A 19,407-nucleotide genomic window follows, 5' to 3' on the forward strand; every position below is an offset into this window, starting at 1 on the left:
TGTAAAATTAATCGTAAAAATTATTTAGCGATAACTTGTTTATATTGCGGTTTCCACATTGCATCAAGAACGGCTTGTTCTACATTCTCAGGAATGCGGTTTGCCACGCCTTCTTTAATGGCAGTTTCCGCTACGGCGATCGCAACTTTAATTGAAACTTCTTGTAAGTCGCTCATGCTCGGCAGAAGGCCTGCACCCGGTGTTTCAAAATCAACGCTTTCTGCGATTGCGTCAGCAGTTGCCGCAAACATTGCAGGAGTAATCACTTTCGCTTCTACAACGATTGAACCGAGACCAAGTCCAGGGAACGCGAATGCGTTGTTAGATTGTCCGATTTCATGAGAAACGCCATTGTACTCTACATTGTCAAACGGGCTTCCTGTCGCCACAAGCACTTTGCCGTCAGTCCATTTGAATAGATCGCTAGGAACGGCTTCAGCAAGCGGTGTCGGGTTAGACATCGGCATGATGACCGGACGCTCAACGTGTTTTGCCATTTCTTTGACGATTTCTTCACTGAACGCGCCGCTTTGGCCTGATGTACCGATTAAGATTGTCGGTTTCGCTTGACGGATCACTTCAATGAAAGGAATTTGTCCGTTTTCATCGCGTTTCCAATCTTTAATTTCTTCAGCTGTGCGCAGGTACGGCTCTTGGAAATCAAGAATGTTTTCCATACCTTCAATTAACAAGCCTCTGTAGTCCATTGTGTAGAACGCTTTGTTGGCTTCTTCTTCAGAAAGACCGGCAAGCACCATAGTGTCGCGGATTTGGTCAGCGATTCCGATTCCGGCAGATCCCGCACCGAAGACAACCACACGCTGGTCTTTAATAGACGCGCCTGTTTTCTTCATAGCCGCAAGCACACCTGCAAGCGTAATCGCGCCTGTTCCTTGAATGTCATCGTTGAATGTAAGAATTTCATGATTGTATTTCTTCATGATATTGCGCGCGTTTTTGTTTCCAAGGTCTTCCCAGTGAAGAAGAGCTTTAGGGAAATATTTAAGCGCAGCTTTTACATAAGCGTCAATGAAAGCTTCATAACGTTCGCCTTGGATACGTTCATGGCGGTTACCGATGTATAAAGGATCGTTCAGAAGTTTTTCGTTGTTCGTACCGACGTCAAGAACGACAGGAATAACACGGCTTGGGTCAATACCGGCAGCAGCTGTGTATACGGCTAATTTACCGATGGCGATGTTGATACCGCCTACACCCCAGTCACCGATTCCGAGGATGCTTTCTGAGTCTGTCGCAACGATCAGATCAATATCTCCGGCAGTGGCATGAAGGTTTTCAAATGCCTCTTCGATTCCTTCTACATTGTCGATAGAAAGGTAAATCCCTTGAGGTCTTCTGTACTCATGGCTGTATTCTTGAATCGCTTCACCGACAGTCGGTGTGTAAACAACCGGCAGCATTTCACGAAGATGGTTTTGAAGCAATTTAAAGAAAAGAACTTCGTTACGGTTTTGCAAATCATTCAAATACACATTTTGGCGAAGGCGGTCCGGCTGAGCTTGAAACTGCTCGTATGCGCGTTTTGCCTGCTCATCAAGAGACAGAATGGTCGGAGGAAGCAGCCCGTCTAATCCAAGGCTTTTTCTTTCTTCTGCTGAAAACGCAACACCTTTATTTAAAGTAGGGATAGATAGAACTTCTTTTCCTCTTAAAGTAGTTTCTAAGTTGCCTTCCTTCGTTACTTTAATATTATTCAAGAAAATCTCCTTCTTTCTTCAAATAGTTAACAAAGTTAAGTAATTACCCATTTTGGCTAGTGTGATCGCGATCTGCTATATCTTTTTTTGACAATTATTCGAACAATGTCTCATAACTATTTACATTACTTAGTCATTTTATGCCTGTAAAAATGAAAATTCAAGAGATGAAAATTACTTAATTTTTTCATACTCTTTTTTAAGTTAATTAACTACATTTTTTGAAAAACCGTCAAAAAAACACCGGATTTTTTACCGATGTTTTCATGAAAAGGGTTATTTATCAGTCTGTTTTTTCGGCACTTCGTGGTGATGTCTGCATCTCGCTTCGTATGACTCCGACGCGCCGACTAAAATGACCGGATCATCATAGGAAGCGGGCTTCCCGTCAATCAAACGCTGCGTACGGCTTGCCGGCGACCCGCAAACGGAGCAGACCGCCTGCAGCTTCGTCACTGATTCGGCAACCGCCATCAGATTCGGCACCACACCGAACGGCTCTCCCCGGAAATCCATATCAAGTCCGGCCGCGATGACACGATAGCCTTTATCCGCAAGCAAGGATAAGTCGCCGATGATCGATTCGCCGAAAAACTGCACTTCATCTACCGCGATGACGTCCGTGCTTTCACTGATATGATCCCATATTTCAGCCGAAGACGAGATGACGTGGCTTGTCATGGATGTGCCGTTGTGAGAAACGACGGCCTCCTCACTGTAGCGATTATCAATGGCAGGTTTGAACACCTTGACCTCCTGCTTCGCATATGTCGCTCTTTTCACTCTGCGGATCAGCTCTTCTGATTTCCCAGAGAACATGCTGCCGCATATCAGCTCAAGCCATCCGCTTTGCTTCATTATGTACATAGGCTATCCGCTCCCCTTTTTTTCCTGTTTATGGACATAAAAAACAGGCAAGAAGCAATTCTTGCCTGCCTGTAAAATCTATTATTACTTAAGACCGTATTTTTTGTTAAAGCGATCAACACGACCATCAGCAGAAGCGAATTTTTGACGTCCAGTGTAGAATGGGTGGCATTCAGAGCAAATCTCAACGCGTACCTCTTCTTTTACTGAGCCTGTTTCAAATTCATTTCCGCAAGCGCATTTAACTGTTGCTTTTTTGAAATTAGGATGAATTCCTGCTTTCATTGTATCCATCTCCTTCCGCCCTGAATCCCGTGTGGAAACAGAGTTATTATTCCGGAGCGAATCCGGAACGCATATGAGAGAATTATATCAGTCATTTACTGCATTTGCAAATACATTTTTTATCAGCGGCGGGCTGATGATGAAAGGTTTGCCTGCTTCCATTCTTGGTTGATCAGATCGAAGAATTCCTGATTCGTTTTTGTTTTTTTCATTTTTCTCATAAACTTCTCTGCGAAGTCCGGAGAATCAGACATCGATTTGCGGATCGCCCATAGACGGTCAAGATGCTCTTTCGGCACGAGCAGCTCTTCCTTCCGCGTGCCGGAGCGGCGGATATCGATCGCCGGGAAAATCCGTCTTTCCGCAAGAGAACGGTCAAGGTGAAGCTCCATGTTGCCCGTTCCTTTAAACTCTTCATAGATGACGTCATCCATCCGGGAGCCCGTGTCTACGAGCGCCGTCGCCAAAATGGTCAGGCTGCCGCCCTCTTCAATGTTTCTCGCGGCACCGAAAAAGCGCTTCGGACGATGGAACGCAGCCGGGTCAATCCCGCCGGAAAGCGTACGTCCGCTTGGCGGGATAACGAGGTTGTAGGCCCGTGCCAGGCGGGTAATGCTGTCCATCAGAATGATAACGTCTTTTTTGTGTTCAACGAGACGCATCGCCCGTTCAAGCACAAGCTCCGCTACCTTAATGTGATTTTCCGGCACTTCATCGAACGTCGAGCTGACGACATCGCCCGCTACGGAACGTTCAATATCCGTTACTTCTTCCGGTCTTTCATCAATTAAGAGAACGATCAATTCAGCGTCAGGCTGATTTGTCGTAATGCTGTTAGCGATTTCTTTTAACAGCATGGTTTTACCGGCTTTCGGCGGCGCCACGATCAGACCGCGCTGGCCGAAACCGACGGGAGCCATCATATCGAGAATTCTTGTTGAGAGATAATTCGGTTTCGTCTCAAGCACCATTTGGCGGTCCGGATAAAGCGGAGTCAGCGCAGGAAAATGAACGCGCTCTTTCGCAGATTCCGGATCGTCTCCATTTACCGCTTCAACGTGCAAAAGTCCGTAATAGCGTTCGTTTTCTTTCGGCGGACGCACCTTGCCGGATACTTTGTCACCGTTTCTTAAATCAAAGCGGCGGATCTGGGAAGCAGAAATGTAGATGTCTTCTGAGCTTGGCGAGTAATTAATCGGTCTGAGGAAGCCGAATCCTTCCGATTGGATGATTTCGAGCACGCCTTCCATAAACAGAAGATCCTCCTGCTCGGCGTTGGCTTTCAGGATGGCAAAGATTAATTCTTTTTTAGTCAGTTTGCTGTAGTAGGAGATTTTATAATGTCTGGCCAGTTCATATAGTTCTTTTAATTTCATATTTTCCAAAGAGGAAATAGATACGTCTTTCATAAAAACACCACGCTTTTCATAGTCAATGTATTGCTGTTTTCATTCAAATCGGCTGCTTCGCATGATTCCGCCAAAGCACATTCTTTTATAAAACGTTCAGGAACTTCTATCGGTAACACTTCCACCCATGATCGGCGCTTTTTTAAAAAAGGAATGTCTTAATGAGTTTTGAAGGAAGCGAGGACAAAAACTTGAGAAGATCAATATTTATATCGTCTGTATGCGGTAGAATTTGAAAATTTCCCAGTACTCAAAAGAAGGAATGACACAGAAAAATCGCAGCACTCTTTATTTTTACCTCATTTCAAAAAATTATTCAACTTAAATAATGCTTTGACATATAAATGATAGGGTTGACTCTTTTTTGCAAAAGAAAAGCGGGACTTTCCGTCCCGCTTTTCTCTATTTATGGCCGGATCACAAGATTTGGTTTTTTCTTCAGGCTGTGTCTTCCGTCAACGAATCGGACCGTTCCTGATTTCGCCCGGATGACCAGGCTTTCAGTCGTGCCGACGGAGCCTTTGAACTGAACGCCTTTCAGCAGCTCTCCGTCCGTGACGCCCGTTGCGGCAAAAATGGCGTCATCCCCTCTCACAAGGTCCTCCATCCGGAGCACTTTGGATACATCAAGGCCCATTCGCTCACAGCGGGCCTGCTCTTCCGCACTTTGCGGCAGAAGCCTGCCGATGATTTCGCCGCCGAGCGCTTTTAACGCAACGGCAGACAGCACGCCTTCAGGAGCCCCGCCTGAACCGAAGAGAATGTCTACTCCCGTATGGTCAAAGGCCGTATTGATGGCGCCCGCGACATCACCGTCGTTGATCAGTTTGATTCTGGCGCCCGCCTCACGCAATTCAGAGATGATTTTTTCGTGTCTGTCACGATTTAAAATGGTTGCCACGACATCTTCAATGTCTTTGTTTTTCGCTTTCGCAACGGCTTTTAAGTTATCAATGACAGGCGCTTCGATATCGATGCAGCCTACCGCTTCGGGACCGACCGCGATTTTTTCCATATACATATCCGGGGCGTTCAGCAATGTTCCATGGTCGGCGACCGCGATCACCGTCAGCGCATTCCAGCCGCCGCTCGCTACGATGTTTGTGCCTTCAAGAGGATCGACGGCGACATCGACGCGCGGGCCGTATCCGTTTCCAAGCTTTTCGCCGATGTAAAGCATCGGCGCTTCATCCATCTCGCCTTCCCCGATCACGACCGTGCCTTTCATCGGCACCGTGTCAAACACGTCACGCATTGCGCTTGTCGCCGCATCATCAGCTTCATCTTTTTTCCCGCGGCCCATCCATCTGGCAGATGCTAAAGCCGCCGCTTCAGTGACTCGAACCAATTCCATCGATAAGCTTCTTTCCATTTCAACACGATCTCCTCTCAAAAGTCCGCATTTCTATGAATTTTGGAGCTGTTCTATCTCTTCGTCCGTCAGCCTTTGCCGCCAGATTGTGGCGCCCAGACCTTCGAGTTTTTTCTCAAGATTGCTGTAGCCGCGGTCTAAATGTTCAAGACCGGTAATTTCGGTTACGCCGTCAGCCATGAGCCCGGCGACGACCAGACAAGCGCCTGCACGCAGATCGCTCGCCTTTACTTTTGCGCCCTGAAGCTCGGCCGGACCGGTGATAATGGCCGACCTGCCTTCCACTTTCATATTGGCCCCCATCCGTCTCAGCTCATCTATATGTTTAAATCGGGCCGAGTAGATGGTGTCGGTTACGACGCTCGTGCCGCTGGCTCTCGTTAACAGAGATGTCATCGGCTGCTGAAGATCAGTCGGGAATCCCGGGTAAACAAGCGTTTTCACGTCGACCGGTTTTATCTGCTTCTGCCCGCCGAGCATAAGAAGCTGATCGTCACTCGCCTCAATGTAAAAACCCATTTCCCTGAGCTTCGCCGTTAAAGACTCCAGGTGAGTCGGTATAACATTATCAATAATGACTTCTTTCCCCATCGCGGCGCCGGCGATCATAAAGGTGCCCGCCTCAATTCTGTCCGGAATGATCGTATGCCTGCATCCGTGCAGCTCTTTTACGCCGTCGATTCTGATTACATTGGTTCCCGCACCTTTGATCTTTGCGCCCATGCTGGTGAGCAATGTTGCAACATCAATAATCTCAGGTTCCTTGGCGGCGTTTTCTATCACGGTTTTACCTTCAGCCAGTACAGCGGCAAGCATGATATTAATCGTCGCTCCGACGCTGACGACATCTAAATAAATCCGTGCGCCTCTCAGCCTTTCGGCGCGCAGATAAATCGCGCCTTGTTCATTGGTGACTTCCGCTCCAAGCGCCTCAAACCCTTTGATATGCTGGTCAATCGGCCGCGGACCGAGATGGCATCCGCCCGGCAGTCCGATGACCGCCTGTTTGAAGCGGCCGAGCATCGCGCCCATTAAGTAATAGGAAGCGCGGAGTTTTTTCACTTTGCCGTTGGGAAGCGGCATGCTGATCATCGGGGAAGGGTCAACGACCATTTCTCCTTTTTCAAAATGGACGTTTCCGCCGATTTCTTTCAGCAGGTCACGCAGCGTTTCAATATCTGAGATCTCCGGAAGCCCTTCGATCGTTACTTCGGAATTTGCCAGAATGGTTGCGGGTATCAATGCGACGGCGCTGTTTTTCGCACCGCTGATATGTACGGTTCCGTTTAACGGATCGCCGCCGGCAATATTCAACTTTTCCATGATAGTCTCCTTCCATAAGAAGATAGCTGCGGAGCGTAAATAAAATGGCATTTTATTCTGTCTCTGCAAATAAAGCTCTTGTCCAAAATGTAGCCAATTCGAAGAGAAAGAATACAAGGACATTATAAAATAACAGGAAGAAAATAGCGAAGCTTTGCGGGGCATTTTTAACACAGGATGCACAGAGGCCCGCCGGGTTCATATTCCGGGGAAACACACTCTTCACTTTGATACTGAAGGCCCGCTGCCAAACAGGAAAACATAAGGGTGCGGCAAACGGATGCAACCGGTTTGCCGCCCTTTTCCCCCTTATTTATTCCAGTCAGCCAAGAATTGCTCGATGCCTTTATCCGTTAACGGATGTTTCGTCAGCTGGTGAATGACTTTCAGCGGCATCGTACCGATATGCGCACCGCGTAAAGCGGCTTCAGTCACGTGCTGCGCATGACGGATGGAAGCTGCGATGATTTGAGTATCAATGTCATGAATGTCAAAAATCTGTCTTATTTCTGAAATCAGTTCAAGACCGTTATGGCCGATGTCATCCAGACGGCCTAAGAACGGAGATACATAAGTCGCCCCGGCTCTTGCCGCCAAAAGCGCCTGGTTGGCGCTGAAAATGAGCGTTACGTTTGTTTTAATGTTCAGGTCGCTCAGCGCTTTTACGGCTTTTAACCCTTCAGACGTCATCGGGATTTTCACCGTAATATTCGGCGCGATTTTCGCAAGTTCTTTACCTTCTTCAATCATTTCTTCAGCATTCAGGGAAATGACTTCCGCGCTTACTGATCCGCTCACGACTTCCGTAATCTCACGAAGTCTGTCATGGAAAGACACGTCAGCTTCTTTCGCCACTAAACTAGGGTTTGTCGTAACTCCGGCAAGAACGCCAAGTTCATAAGCTTCTTTAATCTCGTCAATGTTTGCTGTATCAATGAAAAATAACATAAGGAAAGCCTCCCCAGTAATAAATTTTCAGAACTGTAAAACATGATTGCGCTTTCTAAAGGTAAGACATAAAACCGCCTGTCAATGCTGTCAGGCGGTTTATGGATGTTACATCGGATTAAGCTTGGTTTGAAGAACCGAACTCACGCATTTTGCCGATAACCGTTTCTTTGATCGCTTCACGAGCAGGTCCAAGATATTTACGAGGATCGTATTCGTTCGGCTTAGCTGCCAATGTTTCGCGGACAGCTTTTGCAGAAGAAATTTGGTTTTCAGTGTTTACGTTGATTTTAGCCGTACCAAGTGAGATTGATTTTTTAATGTCGGCAGTCGGAATTCCTGTACCGCCGTGAAGTACTAACGGAAGGCCGGTTGATTTGCCGATATCTTCCATTTCTTTGAAACCGAGGTTCGGTTCGCCTTTGTAAGGGCCGTGAACAGAACCCAGTGCAGGTGCAAGGCAGTCGATGCCAGTGCGCTCTACAAGTTCTTGACACTCTTTAGGGTCAGCATAGATTACGCCTTCAGCGATCACGTCATCTTCCTGTCCGCCTACAGTTCCGAGCTCAGCTTCAACTGAAACGCCGTGGAAATGAGCAAGCTCAACCACTTTAGCTGTAGTTGCTACGTTTTCCTCAAACGGATGGTGAGATGCGTCGATCATTACAGAAGTGAAACCTGCATGAATCGCTTTCGCACAAGATTCAAAGCTTGAACCGTGGTCTAAGTGAATCGCGACAGGAACTGTCACTTTGTATTCTTCCATAAGAGCTTTAACCATGGCAACCACTGTTTTGAAGCCGCCCATGTAGCGTCCCGCGCCTTCTGAAACACCAAGAATAACCGGGGATTTTTCCTCTTCTGCTGCTTGTAAAATAGCTTGAGTGAACTCAAGGTTATTTAAGTTAAATTGTCCAACAGCATATCCTTTTTCTTTAGCTGTATTCAACATTTCCGTCATTGAAACTAAAGGCATGTCGAAAGTCCTCCTTATGTAGCCTGATTTGCTTCTTCTCGAAAAAAGCTTTCCACCTATAGCATGACCATAAAAACCTGTCATATGTAAAACAACAGATCGCTTTTTCTCCATCTCTAGGATACCAACTTTTCGACAAATCGGCAACACAATGACATAATTGTTTCTAATTTTATTAATTCGATTTTAGAGGTAAATATTTTTTCACCGCGTCTCTGATCTCATCAATGTCAAAAGGTTTCGCAAAATGAGTCAGCGCTCCGAGCTCTTTTGATTCCTTAATCATATCGAGTTCTCCGTAAGCGGTCATGATAATGACGCGGATGGATTCGTCGATCATCTTCATGCGCTTGAGAATTTCGATTCCGTCCATGCCGGGGATTTTCATATCTAAAAGCACGAGATCGGGCCGTTCTTTCGTTACGATGTCCAGCGCCTGTATGCCGTTGGCGGCCTGAAACGTCTGGTACCCTTCTTTATGGAACACTTCATTGAGCAATATGCGTATACCGTATTGGTCATCTACGATTAAAATCTTTTCATTCATCATTTTACACCCCAATATTATCATTTTCGTCAAAAGGAAGCAGTTGTTTATGTATTCTGTTTGATTTTCACATTTCCTTTAATTATAATAGTCTACTTTCCGACATTTTCTGAGCATTTTCTCTTTTGTTGTATACTGTTCTTGTATGTGTAAAGGAGGTTTCACTCATGTTAAAGATATTTACGACGCAGCTTGCAGGCATTTTTTCCCGCATTCAGGATAAGGAGTCCGAAGCAATAGAAGACGGCGCGCGCCTGCTGGCGCAGGCAGCCGTCAGCGGTCATACCATTTATTTATACGGCGCAAATGAGATGCAGGGCATTTTGTGCGAGGCGGAGCTCGGCTCAGAACCGATGCCTTCTGTCAAAGCGTTTCCGGATACAGCTGATTCGATTACAGAAAGCGACAGGGTGCTAATGTTTTGTTCAGGTCCGGGCACGGCTGAAGAACAGGTGCTGGCTCAAAAGCTTTATGAAAAAGGGGTCGGCCTCGTTTGCGTATCTCCTGTCATCAAAGATCAAACCGGGATTGAGGAATTTTGTGATGTTCATATTGACAGCAAATTAAAAATGCCGCTTCTGCCCGATGAAGACGGGACAAGATACGGCTTTCCTTCATTAATGACAGGCCTGTATGTCTATCACGCGCTGTCCTTTACGTTAAAGGAAATGATGCAGGAATATGCCTGATGCAGAAAAAAGACTTGCCGCTTTTAAAGGAGGCAAGTCTTTTTTTATTACTTCTGTTCTGCAGCTTGTACGGAAGCGCCGATAAAGTCTTTGAATAAAGGCTGAGGTCTTGTCGGTCTTGATTTGAACTCAGGGTGGAACTGGCAAGCGACATACCAAGGATGGTCTTTCAGCTCGATGATTTCCACAAGACGGCCGTCAGGGCTTGTTCCTGAGAACACAAAACCGTTCTCTTCCATTTGCTGTCTGTATTCGTTGTTGAATTCATAACGGTGGCGGTGGCGTTCGTATACCACTTCATCCGCATACGCTTCGAAGGCTTTCGTGTCTTCCTGAAGCTTACAAGGGTACAGTCCGAGACGAAGCGTCCCTCCAAGATCCTCGACATCTTTTTGTTCTGGCAGAAGGTCGATGATCGGATAAGGAGTGGACGGATCGATCTCCGCAGAGTGAGCCCCTTCCAGGCCTAATACGTTTCGCGCATATTCAATGGATGCAATCTGCATACCGAGGCAGATGCCGAAGAACGGAATTTTATTCTCACGCGCATACTTGGCGGCGATGATTTTCCCTTCTACGCCGCGGTCCCCGAAACCGCCGGGCACGATGATTCCGTCTGTGCCGCCAGTCAGCTCTTGAATATTGCTTTCTGTCACTTCTTCGGCGTTAATCCATTTGATCTTCACATCAGCGTCAAACGCATAGCCCGCGTGGCGCAGTGATTCAACGACTGAAATGTAAGCGTCCTGAAGCTCGACGTATTTACCGACAAGGCTGATTGTAATGGTTTTAGACAAGTTTTTCACTTTCGTGACAAGGTCTTTCCATTCCGTCATATCCGGGTCTTTGCATTCTAATTTCATATGATCGCAGACAAGCTTATCGAGTCCCTGCTCCTGAAGGTTAAGCGGGATGGAGTAAAGGTTGTCCGCATCTTCACACTCGATGACCGCTTTCGTGTCAATATCGCAGAAGAGCGCAATTTTATCTTTCATATCTTGAGAAATCGGCATTTCCGTGCGCACAACGATGATATTAGGCTGAATACCGAGGCTTCTCAGCTCTTTTACGCTGTGCTGCGTCGGTTTTGTTTTCAGCTCGCCCGCCGCTTTGATGTACGGAACAAGCGTACAGTGAATGTACATCACGTTTTCATGGCCGATGTCGCTTTTCATTTGACGGATGGCTTCAAGGAACGGAAGAGATTCGATGTCTCCCACTGTTCCGCCGATCTCAGTAATGACTACATCTGCGTTTGTTTCTTTGCCTGCACGGTAAACACGGTCTTTCAGTTCATTTGTGATGTGCGGAATGACCTGAACCGTTCCGCCGAGGTAGTCCCCGCGGCGCTCTTTTTTCAATACGGCAGAATAGATTTTACCTGTCGTCACGTTGCTGAATCTGTTCAGATTAATGTCAATGAACCGCTCATAATGCCCTAAGTCAAGGTCAGTCTCAGCGCCGTCATCGGTAACGAATACCTCACCGTGCTGGTACGGGCTCATCGTTCCCGGGTCAACGTTGATATAAGGGTCAAATTTTTGGATGGTGACGCTCATGCCTCTGTTTTTCAAAAGGCGGCCAAGTGATGCTGCCACAATTCCTTTTCCGAGTGATGATACAACTCCCCCGGTTACAAAAATATATTTCGTCATTTCGTTTGCTCCTCTCTTCGGTCTGCGCTACATTCCTTAAAATGTGCCGTTTTATAGAAAATCATTTCACTAAAAACAAATGATGTGTAAAAGAATTTGGGAGATGAAAATAAGAAAGCTCCCTTTCAATTTCTTGAAAGGGAGCGTAGCACTCTTATGAATTCTCTTCTTTTTGAAGAGCCCAAAATACATACTACATAGTTCGACAATGAAAGTCAAGATCGTTTTGCTGATATAAAATCAGTCTTTGCGATCCTCTTCCTCATCATCATAATCTTCCTCATCTTCTTCAATCATCTCATCTTCAATCTCAAGCTCGTCGTCATCTTCTTCATCGATATCTTCGTCGTCAAAGCTGTCTGCGTCAAGGTCAATATCTTCTTCCATTTCATCGAGATCGATGTCATCTTCATCAACTTCCTCGAATTCATCAAGGTCGAGATCTTCCTCAACGGCTTTTTTCGCTTTTTTCTTTTTCGCTTTTACAGTCGGCTGTGTTTCTTCGTCCAGCTGATCGTACGGATACCAGCTGCGGAGCCCCCATGTCTGATCTGACAGAGCAATAAAGCGGCCGTCAATGTTGAGGTCTGTATAAAATTGGGCGATACGGTCGCCCAGTTCCTCTTTCGTAACACCGAGCAAGGAGATCATTTCATTCAGCAGCTCCTGGAACGGAACCGGTTTTTTATGTTCTGAGAAAATTTCGTGAGCGATTTCAACTAAAGCCATCTGCTTCAGCTGTTCCTGAGAATATTGTTTGATACTCAAGGTCGGACACTCCCTTTCTATTACTTATATGTATCTGTTTCTATCCTATAATAAGAACGAATTTGTATTGTTTTGTTCATAAACCATACCTCTCATTATAAACAAATTAAAACAGAATATGCTACCCTAAACAGCGTAATTTAAGAAATTTTAGAGCCGCCCCTTCATAAATCGGCTGATGTGCGAAAACAAAGCCGCCGGCATATGCGCCGGCGGCCCGCTTCTTTCTATAAAGACTCTTGTTTTTCGGCGCCGAATACAGACATGGCGAGCAATTCACTGACATCATAAGTGCCGATCGCGTCTTCGGCTTCTTTCGCTTTCGTACCGTCACCGAGCATGGTCAGACAGTAAGGACATCCGGAGCTGATGACCGTCGGACTGACAGAAAGCGCCTGCTCAGTCCGGGCCGTGTTGATCCTCGCTCCCGTTTCTTCTTCCATCCACATGAGCCCTCCCCCGGCGCCGCAGCACATCCCGTTTTCGCGGCTGCGCTCCATTTCCTTCAATTGAACGCCCGGAATGGCTTTTAAGATCGCTCTCGGCGGCTCATACACTTCGTTGTATCTTCCTAAATAGCACGAGTCATGGAAGGTAATCGTTTCATTGACCGGGTGAAGCGGTTTTAGTTTCCCCTGTGACACAAGCTCGGCTAATAATTCAGTATGATGATAGACTTCGGCCCGGAATCCGAAATCAGGGTATTCATTTTTGAACATATTATAGGCGTGCGGATCAATTGTGACGATTTTTTTGATTCCGTGTTTTTCAAATTCGCCGATGTTGTGTTCCGCCAGCTCTTGGAACAGAAACTCGTTGCCCAAACGGCGCGGCGTATCGCCTGAGTTTTTTTCCTTATTGCCGAGAATCGCAAAGGATACGCCCGCTTCATTGAGCAGCTTTGCAAATGAGACGGCAATCTTTTGGCTCCTGTTGTCGTAGGAACCCATTGAGCCGACCCAAAACAAATAGTCGAACTCTTTGTCTTGTTTTTTCATTTCTTTCACTGTCGGAATCTCTGTATCAGCCTGCTCCCGCCAGTTCTCCCGCTCTTTCCGGTTTAAGCCCCACGGGTTTCCCTGTCTTTCAATGCTTGTCATGGCCCGCTGCGCGTCGCTGTCCATCTTCCCTTCCGTAAGCACAAGATAGCGGCGCAGATCGATAATTTTATCAACGTGTTCATTCATGACCGGACATTGATCTTCACAGTTGCGGCAAGTGGTGCACGCCCAAATCTCCTCTTCCGTGATGACCTCGCCGATTAAGCTCGGGTTGTAATCAATGGCTGCCGCCGCTTCACGCGATCCTCCCCCTGAGGAAGCCGCGGCGAGCTGATTCGCCTTCGTGTGCTGAAAAACGGGTGCGGGCACCCACGGAGATTTTGATGTCACGGCAGCGCCTTTTTCCGTCAAATGGTCTCTGAGCTTTAAAATGAGGTCCATCGGCGAGAGCATCTTGCCCGTACCGGAGGCCGGACACATATTTGTACAGCGGCCGCATTCGACGCAGGCGTAAAGGTCGACAAGCTGAGAGCGGCGGAAGTCTTCAATCTTTCCGACGCCGTAGCTTTCTTTCGTCTCATCGGTAAAATCGATTTTTTCCAGCTTTCCTTTTGAATCCAGCCTGCTGAGGAACACATTCGCCGGACCCGCAATTAAGTGCGCATGCTTTGATTGCGGCACGTACACTAAAAAGCTGAGCAAAAACAACAGATGAAGCCACCATGAAACATAAAATACGGCGGCGGCCGCCGGCGCTGAAAGACTGCCGAGCACAAACGCAATGGAGGAAGCGATCGGTTCCGTCCAAGACAGAGAATGATCGTGCCATAAAAGGTTCATGGCGTTCCCGAGCAGCACCGTCACCATCAGTCCGCCGATAAACAGCAGGACAAGCCCCGCTTTAAACCCGCGTTTCAATCTGACGAGCTTTTCAATGTAGCGCCGGTAAAACGCCCAGACTACGGCGATTAAAATCAGAAACGTGACGATTTCCTGAAAAAAGGTAAATGCCGGATAAAGCGGGCCGAACGGCAGATGCCGGTCAGGAAGCAGCCCTTTCAGAATAAAATCAATTGCGCCGAACTGAACGAGTATAAAACCGTAAAAAAACAGAACGTGGATGATTCCGCTCTTTTTATCTTTCAGCAATTTTTTCTGTCCGAACACATTCACCCATATCTTCTGAAGACGTTCTTTCAGGCGTTTATCAAATTCTTCCCTTTGGCCGAGCTTAATATAAGCGATCCTCGTTCTGATCAGGTAAACGAATAAATAAACGGCGTAAGCGGTTACAGCTGAAAACAGCAGCGCGTTTACCATGAGAAATGCGTTCATCTTGTCTCCCCCTTTGTTCTGATTCCCCTCTTCATTGTCATATCTTTACTTTATCATAAATAATGAATGAGTGTTCAGTCAATAATTAAATTCACATTCTCAGGGCACACTACGGATACTTCGGAAAGGAGCGTCGGTATGAAGGTCATTTTTGTGTTGCTTGTCATTTTTATCATATTGATCGCACTTATGCTGCTTGATATGCTGCTTGGCCGGGCGGCGTACAAAAAACAGGCGTATGAGCCCGTTTTTGACCCCAAAAAAAGTGATATCACACTCATTCACTGCGGCAGCGAGCTTGTGCAGCAGATGACGGCTGATATTCGCCAAGCCGTCTCTTCTATTCATATGATGTTTTTTATTATGAAGAACGACCAAGTCAGCCATGAGATGTTTGATTTATTGAAAGAAAAGGCCCGGGCCGGCGTCTCCGTATATCTGCTGCTCGATTGGGCGGGCAGCCGCCAAGTGAAAAAGCCTTCCATTCAAACGATGAAAAAAGCCGGCGTTCACGTTCATTTTCTAAATAAACCGGCATTTCCCTTTCTTTTTTTCAGGCTGCAAAAACGGAATCACCGGAAAGTGACCGTCATTGACGGCAAAATCGGCTATGTCGGCGGCTTTAATATCGCTGAAGAGTACCTCGGCAAAAAAGCGAAGTTCGGAAACTGGGAGGATTATCACCTGCGGATGACCGGCGAAGGCACGGCGGATCTTCAGACTCTTTTTGTAAGCGACCTGAAACGAAACACCGGAAAAACACCCGAATCACCCGGGGTTTATCCGGCATTATCCGAAGGGAATATCTCTCATAGGACATATGCATCTGACGGTTTTTCGCTTGAATCGCATTATGAAAACTGCATCCGTAAGGCGGAGAAAAAAATCATCATCGGCACGCCTTATTATGTACCGAGCAAAAAGCTTCAGGAAGCGCTTATTTCAGCCTGCCGAAAAGGCGTCAAAGTCATCTTGATCGTTCCGATGAAATCAGATCACCCGCTCGTTCGGGAAACAGCTTTTACCTATTATCCCGAGCTCCTGAAGGCCGGCTGCCTCATCTATCGGTATTATCAAGGCTTTTATCATGTTAAAGCCTTCATTATAGATGACCGCATCAGCATTATCGGCACGCCGAATTTTGATAAACGGAGCCTGTTCTGGAATGAAGAGGTAAATGTCATCATTCATGATGAGGCCTTTACAAAGGAAGTGCTTTCAACCATAAAGCAGGACATCGAAAAATCCGAGCTTCTCACATTAGAAAAAGTGAAACAGCGCTCCGTCAGACAGCTTCCTGCAGAATGGCTGGGAAAGGCCATATCTTACTTTTTATAAAGGAGAAACCATATGCTGTTCAGATTCGGATTCGTCGCAAACGCCATGTGCCTTTGGGACGCGTCCCCCGCCAAAACCTTAACATATGCGCGCTATACCAAGCTTTCCCGCAGTGAGCGGAAAGACGCTCTGCTTTCTGTGACGAAAGCAAATCTTACCAATACGCTGCGCACCCTCCACTATGTGGTCGGCCACGGCATCCCTTTGTACAGGTTCTCAAGCTCAATTGTGCCGCTCGCCACGCACCCTGATGTACTGTGGGATTTTGTCACGCCGTTTCGCCAGGAGTTTCGTGAGATCGGCGGGCTGGTCAGAAAATATGACCTCAGAACGAGCTTTCATCCGAACCAATTCACGCTTTTTACAAGCCCGAAACGGGAGATTACCGCAAATGCGGTCAAGGATATGGCCTATCATTATGACATGCTGGACGCAATGGGCATCGCGGACCGTTCCGTCATCAACATCCATGTCGGAGGCGCTTACGGTGACAAACAAAGCGCGCTTGGCCGTTTCCGCGTGAATCTGAAAGAACTTCCCGATGTCATCAAACAGCGGATGACTTTAGAAAACGATGATAAAACATATACGTCCGAGGAAACACTCAGTGTATGTGAGCAAGAAGGCATTCCGTTTGTGTTTGATTATCACCATTTTTACGCCAATCCGGCCGATGACGCTGATTTAGATGACATTCTTCCGCGGATGATCAAAACATGGCAGCGGATCGGCTTAAAGCCGAAGGTCCATCTCTCCTCGCCAAAATCAGAATCAGCCGTACGCAGTCATGCGGACTATGTGGACGCGAATTTTATTCTGCCGGTGCTGGAGCGGTTCAGACAATGGGATGCGGACATCGATTTTATGATTGAGGCGAAAGAGAAAGACCGGGCGCTGCTCCGGCTCGTCGAAGAATTAAGCGCCATCCGCGGAGTTAAACGCCTGGCGGGCGGAGTGCTGAGGTGGAAGGCATAACCAGGTTTATCACCCGTTCATATGGGGAATTTCCGAAATAACAGACCATCAGACGGAGGAGAAAACACATGAAAAACATTACATCTTTGAAAATAGCCGCTAAGAAGTTCACTTTAAGAAACATGCTTCAGCTTTATCAGCTTTGCCACACGGGAGGCCACGAGCTGTATATCTACTCTAAAAAAACAATGTGCAAAATCAAAGATATCATTGAGCTGGAAACGTTCAGAATGGCTCATAAAGAACAAGAATATTTAATTGTAGTGGAAGGAAAGAAAGCGGTGCAGCTTGTTGACCGTTTCAAACATATCATCGAACCTGCGCAAAAAGAAGCCCATTAAATACGGACTACATAAAAAAAAGGATAGACAGGAGGCTGCCCGGCCCCCGCTCGTCTATCCTTTTTCCATTATTCATGTATCAGCTCGCCGAATTGGGCCTGATGGAGTCTCTGGTATATGCCGCCGGATGCCAGCAGTTCCTTATGATGACCTTGTTCAGCGATGCCTTCTTTCGTGACGACGACGATCCTGTCCGCATCCTTAATCGTAGCCAGCCGATGGGCGATCACAAGCGTCGTGCGTCCTTCAGACAGCTCTTGCAGCGATTTTTGAATGGCGGCTTCCGTTTCTGTATCGAGGGCTGATGTAGCCTCGTCTAAAATTAGGATCGACGGGTTTTTCAAAAACATTCTGGCGATGGAAAGCCGCTGCTTCTGCCCGCCTGACAGCTTCACGCCGCGCTCGCCGATCACCGTGTTTAAACCGTCGGGATACCCGTTTACCAGCTCCTCTAAATGCGCCTGGCGGACGGCCTGCCGGATTTCCTCCTCAGACGCATCGAGCCGCCCGTACGCAATGTTTTCCCGCAATGTGCCGGAAAACAGAAAGACATCCTGCTGGACGACGCCGATTTGTCCGCGCAATGATGACAGCGTCATGTCCTTAATATTAATTCCATCGATGGAAATCACGCCTTCAGACGGCTCATAAAAGCGCGGCAGCAGACTTGTCAGCGTTGATTTTCCGGCTCCCGAAGGCCCGACGAATGCGACTGTCTCCCCTGCATGAATGGACAAATTGATTCCCGACAGAACCGGGCTGTTTTCTTCGTAACCGAATGACACACCATCATAACGGATATTCCCTTTTAAACCGGACACATGTCTCGCGTTCGGGGCGTCCTTGATATCAGGCTCCGTTTCCATTATTTCTATAAAGCTTTTAAAACCGGCTATGCCTCTCGGATACAGCTCAATAATCGCATTGATTTTATCAATCGGACGGAACAGAACGTTCGTCAGCAGCACAAAAGCGACGAATTCCCCGTAAGATAACGATCCGCGGATCACGAACCATGTCCCGCACAACAGGACGAACAGCGTGACGAATCTTGTCAGCATGTAACTGATCGAGCCGTTTTTCGCCATGATTTTATATGACGTCAGCTTTGTTTTGCGGAAACGCTGATTGTTCACGTCAAACCGCTGCTTTTCAAACGCTTCATTGCTGAAAGCCTGAACAAGACGGATGCCGCCGATATTGTTTTCGACCCTCGCGCTGAAGTCTCCGACGTCTTTGTTCAGTTTTGTAAACGCAGAGGTCATTTTTTTATTAAAATACAAAGCAAGCCATATGACGACCGGCATAATGATAAAGGTCAACAGCGCGAGCTGCCAGTTAATGAACAGCATCACACCGAACGCGCCCAAAATCGTCATGACCGCGATAAACAGGTCTTCAGGCCCGTGGTGGGCGGTTTCTCCGATATACATCAAATCATTGGTGAGCTTGGACATTAAACTGCCCGTTTTGTTGTTATCGTAAAATTTGAACGAAAGCTTTTGCAGATGGTCAAAAAGCTTTTTACGCATATCGGTTTCAATGTTAATGCCGAGCATATGGCCCCAATACGTCACAACATACTGAAGCGCCGAGCTGAGGGCGTAGACTCCGAATAAAGCAGCGGAAGTCAAAATAATCAGACGCCAATCCCGCCCCGGGAGCAATGTATCGATAAAGTAATTAACAATCAGAGGAAAACTCAGCTCCATCAATCCGCCGGCGATGGCAGAAAAGAAGTCGAGAAAAAACAGCTTCTTGTACGGTTTATAATAAGAAAAAAATTGTCGCAGCACGTTTCCGTCCTCCTTGTGCCTCGTTCCTAATGATAATATTTCTCAATTATACTATACACAAGGA

Annotated in this window: 17 protein-coding genes and 1 pseudogene; 4 read left to right on the top strand and 14 right to left on the bottom strand. The window is 47.0% G+C overall.

Annotated features, from left to right (window positions below):
- Window positions 1-20: 20 nt before the first annotated feature.
- From malS to spo0F, 10 genes and pseudogenes are all read right to left on the bottom strand, one after another.
- The gene (malS, locus tag L3V45_RS17650; protein WP_003151135.1) at window positions 21-1,718 is read right to left on the bottom strand and encodes an oxaloacetate-decarboxylating malate dehydrogenase; all 1,698 of its coding nucleotides are present in this window, start codon (window positions 1,716-1,718) and stop codon (window positions 21-23) included.
- 276 nt (window positions 1,719-1,994) lie between these two features.
- Entirely contained in the window at window positions 1,995-2,585 is a 591-nt protein-coding gene (locus L3V45_RS17655) for a thymidine kinase (RefSeq protein ID WP_014306007.1), read from the bottom strand.
- Window positions 2,586-2,669: 84 nt separating this feature from the next.
- Window positions 2,670-2,870 (bottom strand): 50S ribosomal protein L31, encoded by a 201-nt coding sequence (gene rpmE / locus L3V45_RS17660; RefSeq protein ID WP_003151132.1) that lies wholly within the window; start codon window positions 2,868-2,870, stop codon window positions 2,670-2,672.
- Between the two features lie 122 nt (window positions 2,871-2,992).
- Window positions 2,993-4,279, bottom strand: coding sequence for a transcription termination factor Rho (gene rho, locus L3V45_RS17665; RefSeq protein WP_003151107.1), 1,287 nt, complete (start codon window positions 4,277-4,279; stop codon window positions 2,993-2,995).
- A pseudogene (locus L3V45_RS19695) lies at window positions 4,276-4,484 on the bottom strand (hypothetical protein). The gene rho and the pseudogene L3V45_RS19695 overlap by 4 nt, the downstream one beginning before the upstream one ends.
- A 201-nt stretch (window positions 4,485-4,685) precedes the next feature.
- A complete protein-coding gene (glpX, locus tag L3V45_RS17675) occupies window positions 4,686-5,651 on the bottom strand; it encodes a class II fructose-bisphosphatase (protein ID WP_003151105.1) in 966 nt (321 codons plus the stop codon).
- Between the two features lie 33 nt (window positions 5,652-5,684).
- Complete coding sequence (locus tag L3V45_RS17680; RefSeq protein ID WP_015387571.1) at window positions 5,685-6,974, bottom strand: UDP-N-acetylglucosamine 1-carboxyvinyltransferase; 1,290 nt, start codon at window positions 6,972-6,974, stop codon at window positions 5,685-5,687.
- A gap of 309 nt (window positions 6,975-7,283) precedes the next feature.
- Window positions 7,284-7,922, bottom strand: a complete 639-nt coding sequence (gene fsa / locus L3V45_RS17685) for a fructose-6-phosphate aldolase (protein ID WP_003151103.1) — start codon at window positions 7,920-7,922, stop codon at window positions 7,284-7,286.
- A gap of 118 nt (window positions 7,923-8,040) precedes the next feature.
- Window positions 8,041-8,898: a class II fructose-bisphosphate aldolase gene (locus tag L3V45_RS17690; RefSeq protein ID WP_003151102.1), complete on the bottom strand. Its 858-nt coding sequence runs from the start codon at window positions 8,896-8,898 to the stop codon at window positions 8,041-8,043.
- Between the two features lie 175 nt (window positions 8,899-9,073).
- Window positions 9,074-9,448: a sporulation initiation phosphotransferase Spo0F gene (gene spo0F / locus L3V45_RS17695; protein WP_012118670.1), complete on the bottom strand. Its 375-nt coding sequence runs from the start codon at window positions 9,446-9,448 to the stop codon at window positions 9,074-9,076.
- Between the two features lie 164 nt (window positions 9,449-9,612).
- On the opposite strand from spo0F, the gene L3V45_RS17700 reads away from it, so the two are divergent.
- Window positions 9,613-10,134, top strand: coding sequence for a DUF2529 domain-containing protein (locus L3V45_RS17700; RefSeq protein WP_060387217.1), 522 nt, complete (start codon window positions 9,613-9,615; stop codon window positions 10,132-10,134).
- A gap of 47 nt (window positions 10,135-10,181) precedes the next feature.
- On the opposite strand, the gene pyrG is transcribed toward L3V45_RS17700, so the two are convergent.
- The 3 genes from pyrG to L3V45_RS17715 form a co-directional block, all read right to left on the bottom strand.
- Window positions 10,182-11,789 carry a glutamine hydrolyzing CTP synthase gene (gene pyrG, locus L3V45_RS17705; RefSeq protein WP_003151098.1) on the bottom strand — a complete coding sequence of 536 codons (1,608 nt, stop codon included), beginning with the start codon at window positions 11,787-11,789 and terminating at the stop codon, window positions 10,182-10,184.
- Window positions 11,790-12,029: 240 nt separating this feature from the next.
- The gene (gene rpoE / locus L3V45_RS17710) at window positions 12,030-12,557 is read right to left on the bottom strand and encodes a DNA-directed RNA polymerase subunit delta (protein WP_015387570.1); all 528 of its coding nucleotides are present in this window, start codon (window positions 12,555-12,557) and stop codon (window positions 12,030-12,032) included.
- Window positions 12,558-12,784: 227 nt separating this feature from the next.
- Complete coding sequence (locus L3V45_RS17715) at window positions 12,785-14,893, bottom strand: (Fe-S)-binding protein (protein WP_043867507.1); 2,109 nt, start codon at window positions 14,891-14,893, stop codon at window positions 12,785-12,787.
- A gap of 138 nt (window positions 14,894-15,031) precedes the next feature.
- Between L3V45_RS17715 and cls the strand changes: the two genes are divergently transcribed.
- The 3 genes from cls (at window position 15,032) to L3V45_RS17730 (ending at window position 17,547) form a co-directional block, all read left to right on the top strand.
- Window positions 15,032-16,231 carry a cardiolipin synthase gene (cls, locus tag L3V45_RS17720; RefSeq protein ID WP_003151091.1) on the top strand — a complete coding sequence of 400 codons (1,200 nt, stop codon included), beginning with the start codon at window positions 15,032-15,034 and terminating at the stop codon, window positions 16,229-16,231.
- Window positions 16,232-16,243: 12 nt separating this feature from the next.
- Window positions 16,244-17,206, top strand: coding sequence for a UV DNA damage repair endonuclease UvsE (gene uvsE / locus L3V45_RS17725; RefSeq protein WP_017418723.1), 963 nt, complete (start codon window positions 16,244-16,246; stop codon window positions 17,204-17,206).
- A gap of 68 nt (window positions 17,207-17,274) precedes the next feature.
- On the top strand, window positions 17,275-17,547 hold the full coding sequence (locus L3V45_RS17730) for a hypothetical protein (RefSeq protein WP_003151087.1): 273 nt from the start codon (window positions 17,275-17,277) through the stop codon (window positions 17,545-17,547).
- A gap of 68 nt (window positions 17,548-17,615) precedes the next feature.
- Here L3V45_RS17730 and L3V45_RS17735 read toward each other — a convergent pair whose 3' ends face one another.
- Window positions 17,616-19,343 (bottom strand): ABC transporter ATP-binding protein, encoded by a 1,728-nt coding sequence (locus L3V45_RS17735; RefSeq protein ID WP_060387218.1) that lies wholly within the window; start codon window positions 19,341-19,343, stop codon window positions 17,616-17,618.
- Between the last annotated feature and the right edge of the window lie 64 nt (window positions 19,344-19,407).

This window comes from Bacillus sp. R45 (assembly GCF_021729365.1).
In the GTDB taxonomy this organism is placed as follows: domain Bacteria; phylum Bacillota; class Bacilli; order Bacillales; family Bacillaceae; genus Bacillus; species Bacillus velezensis.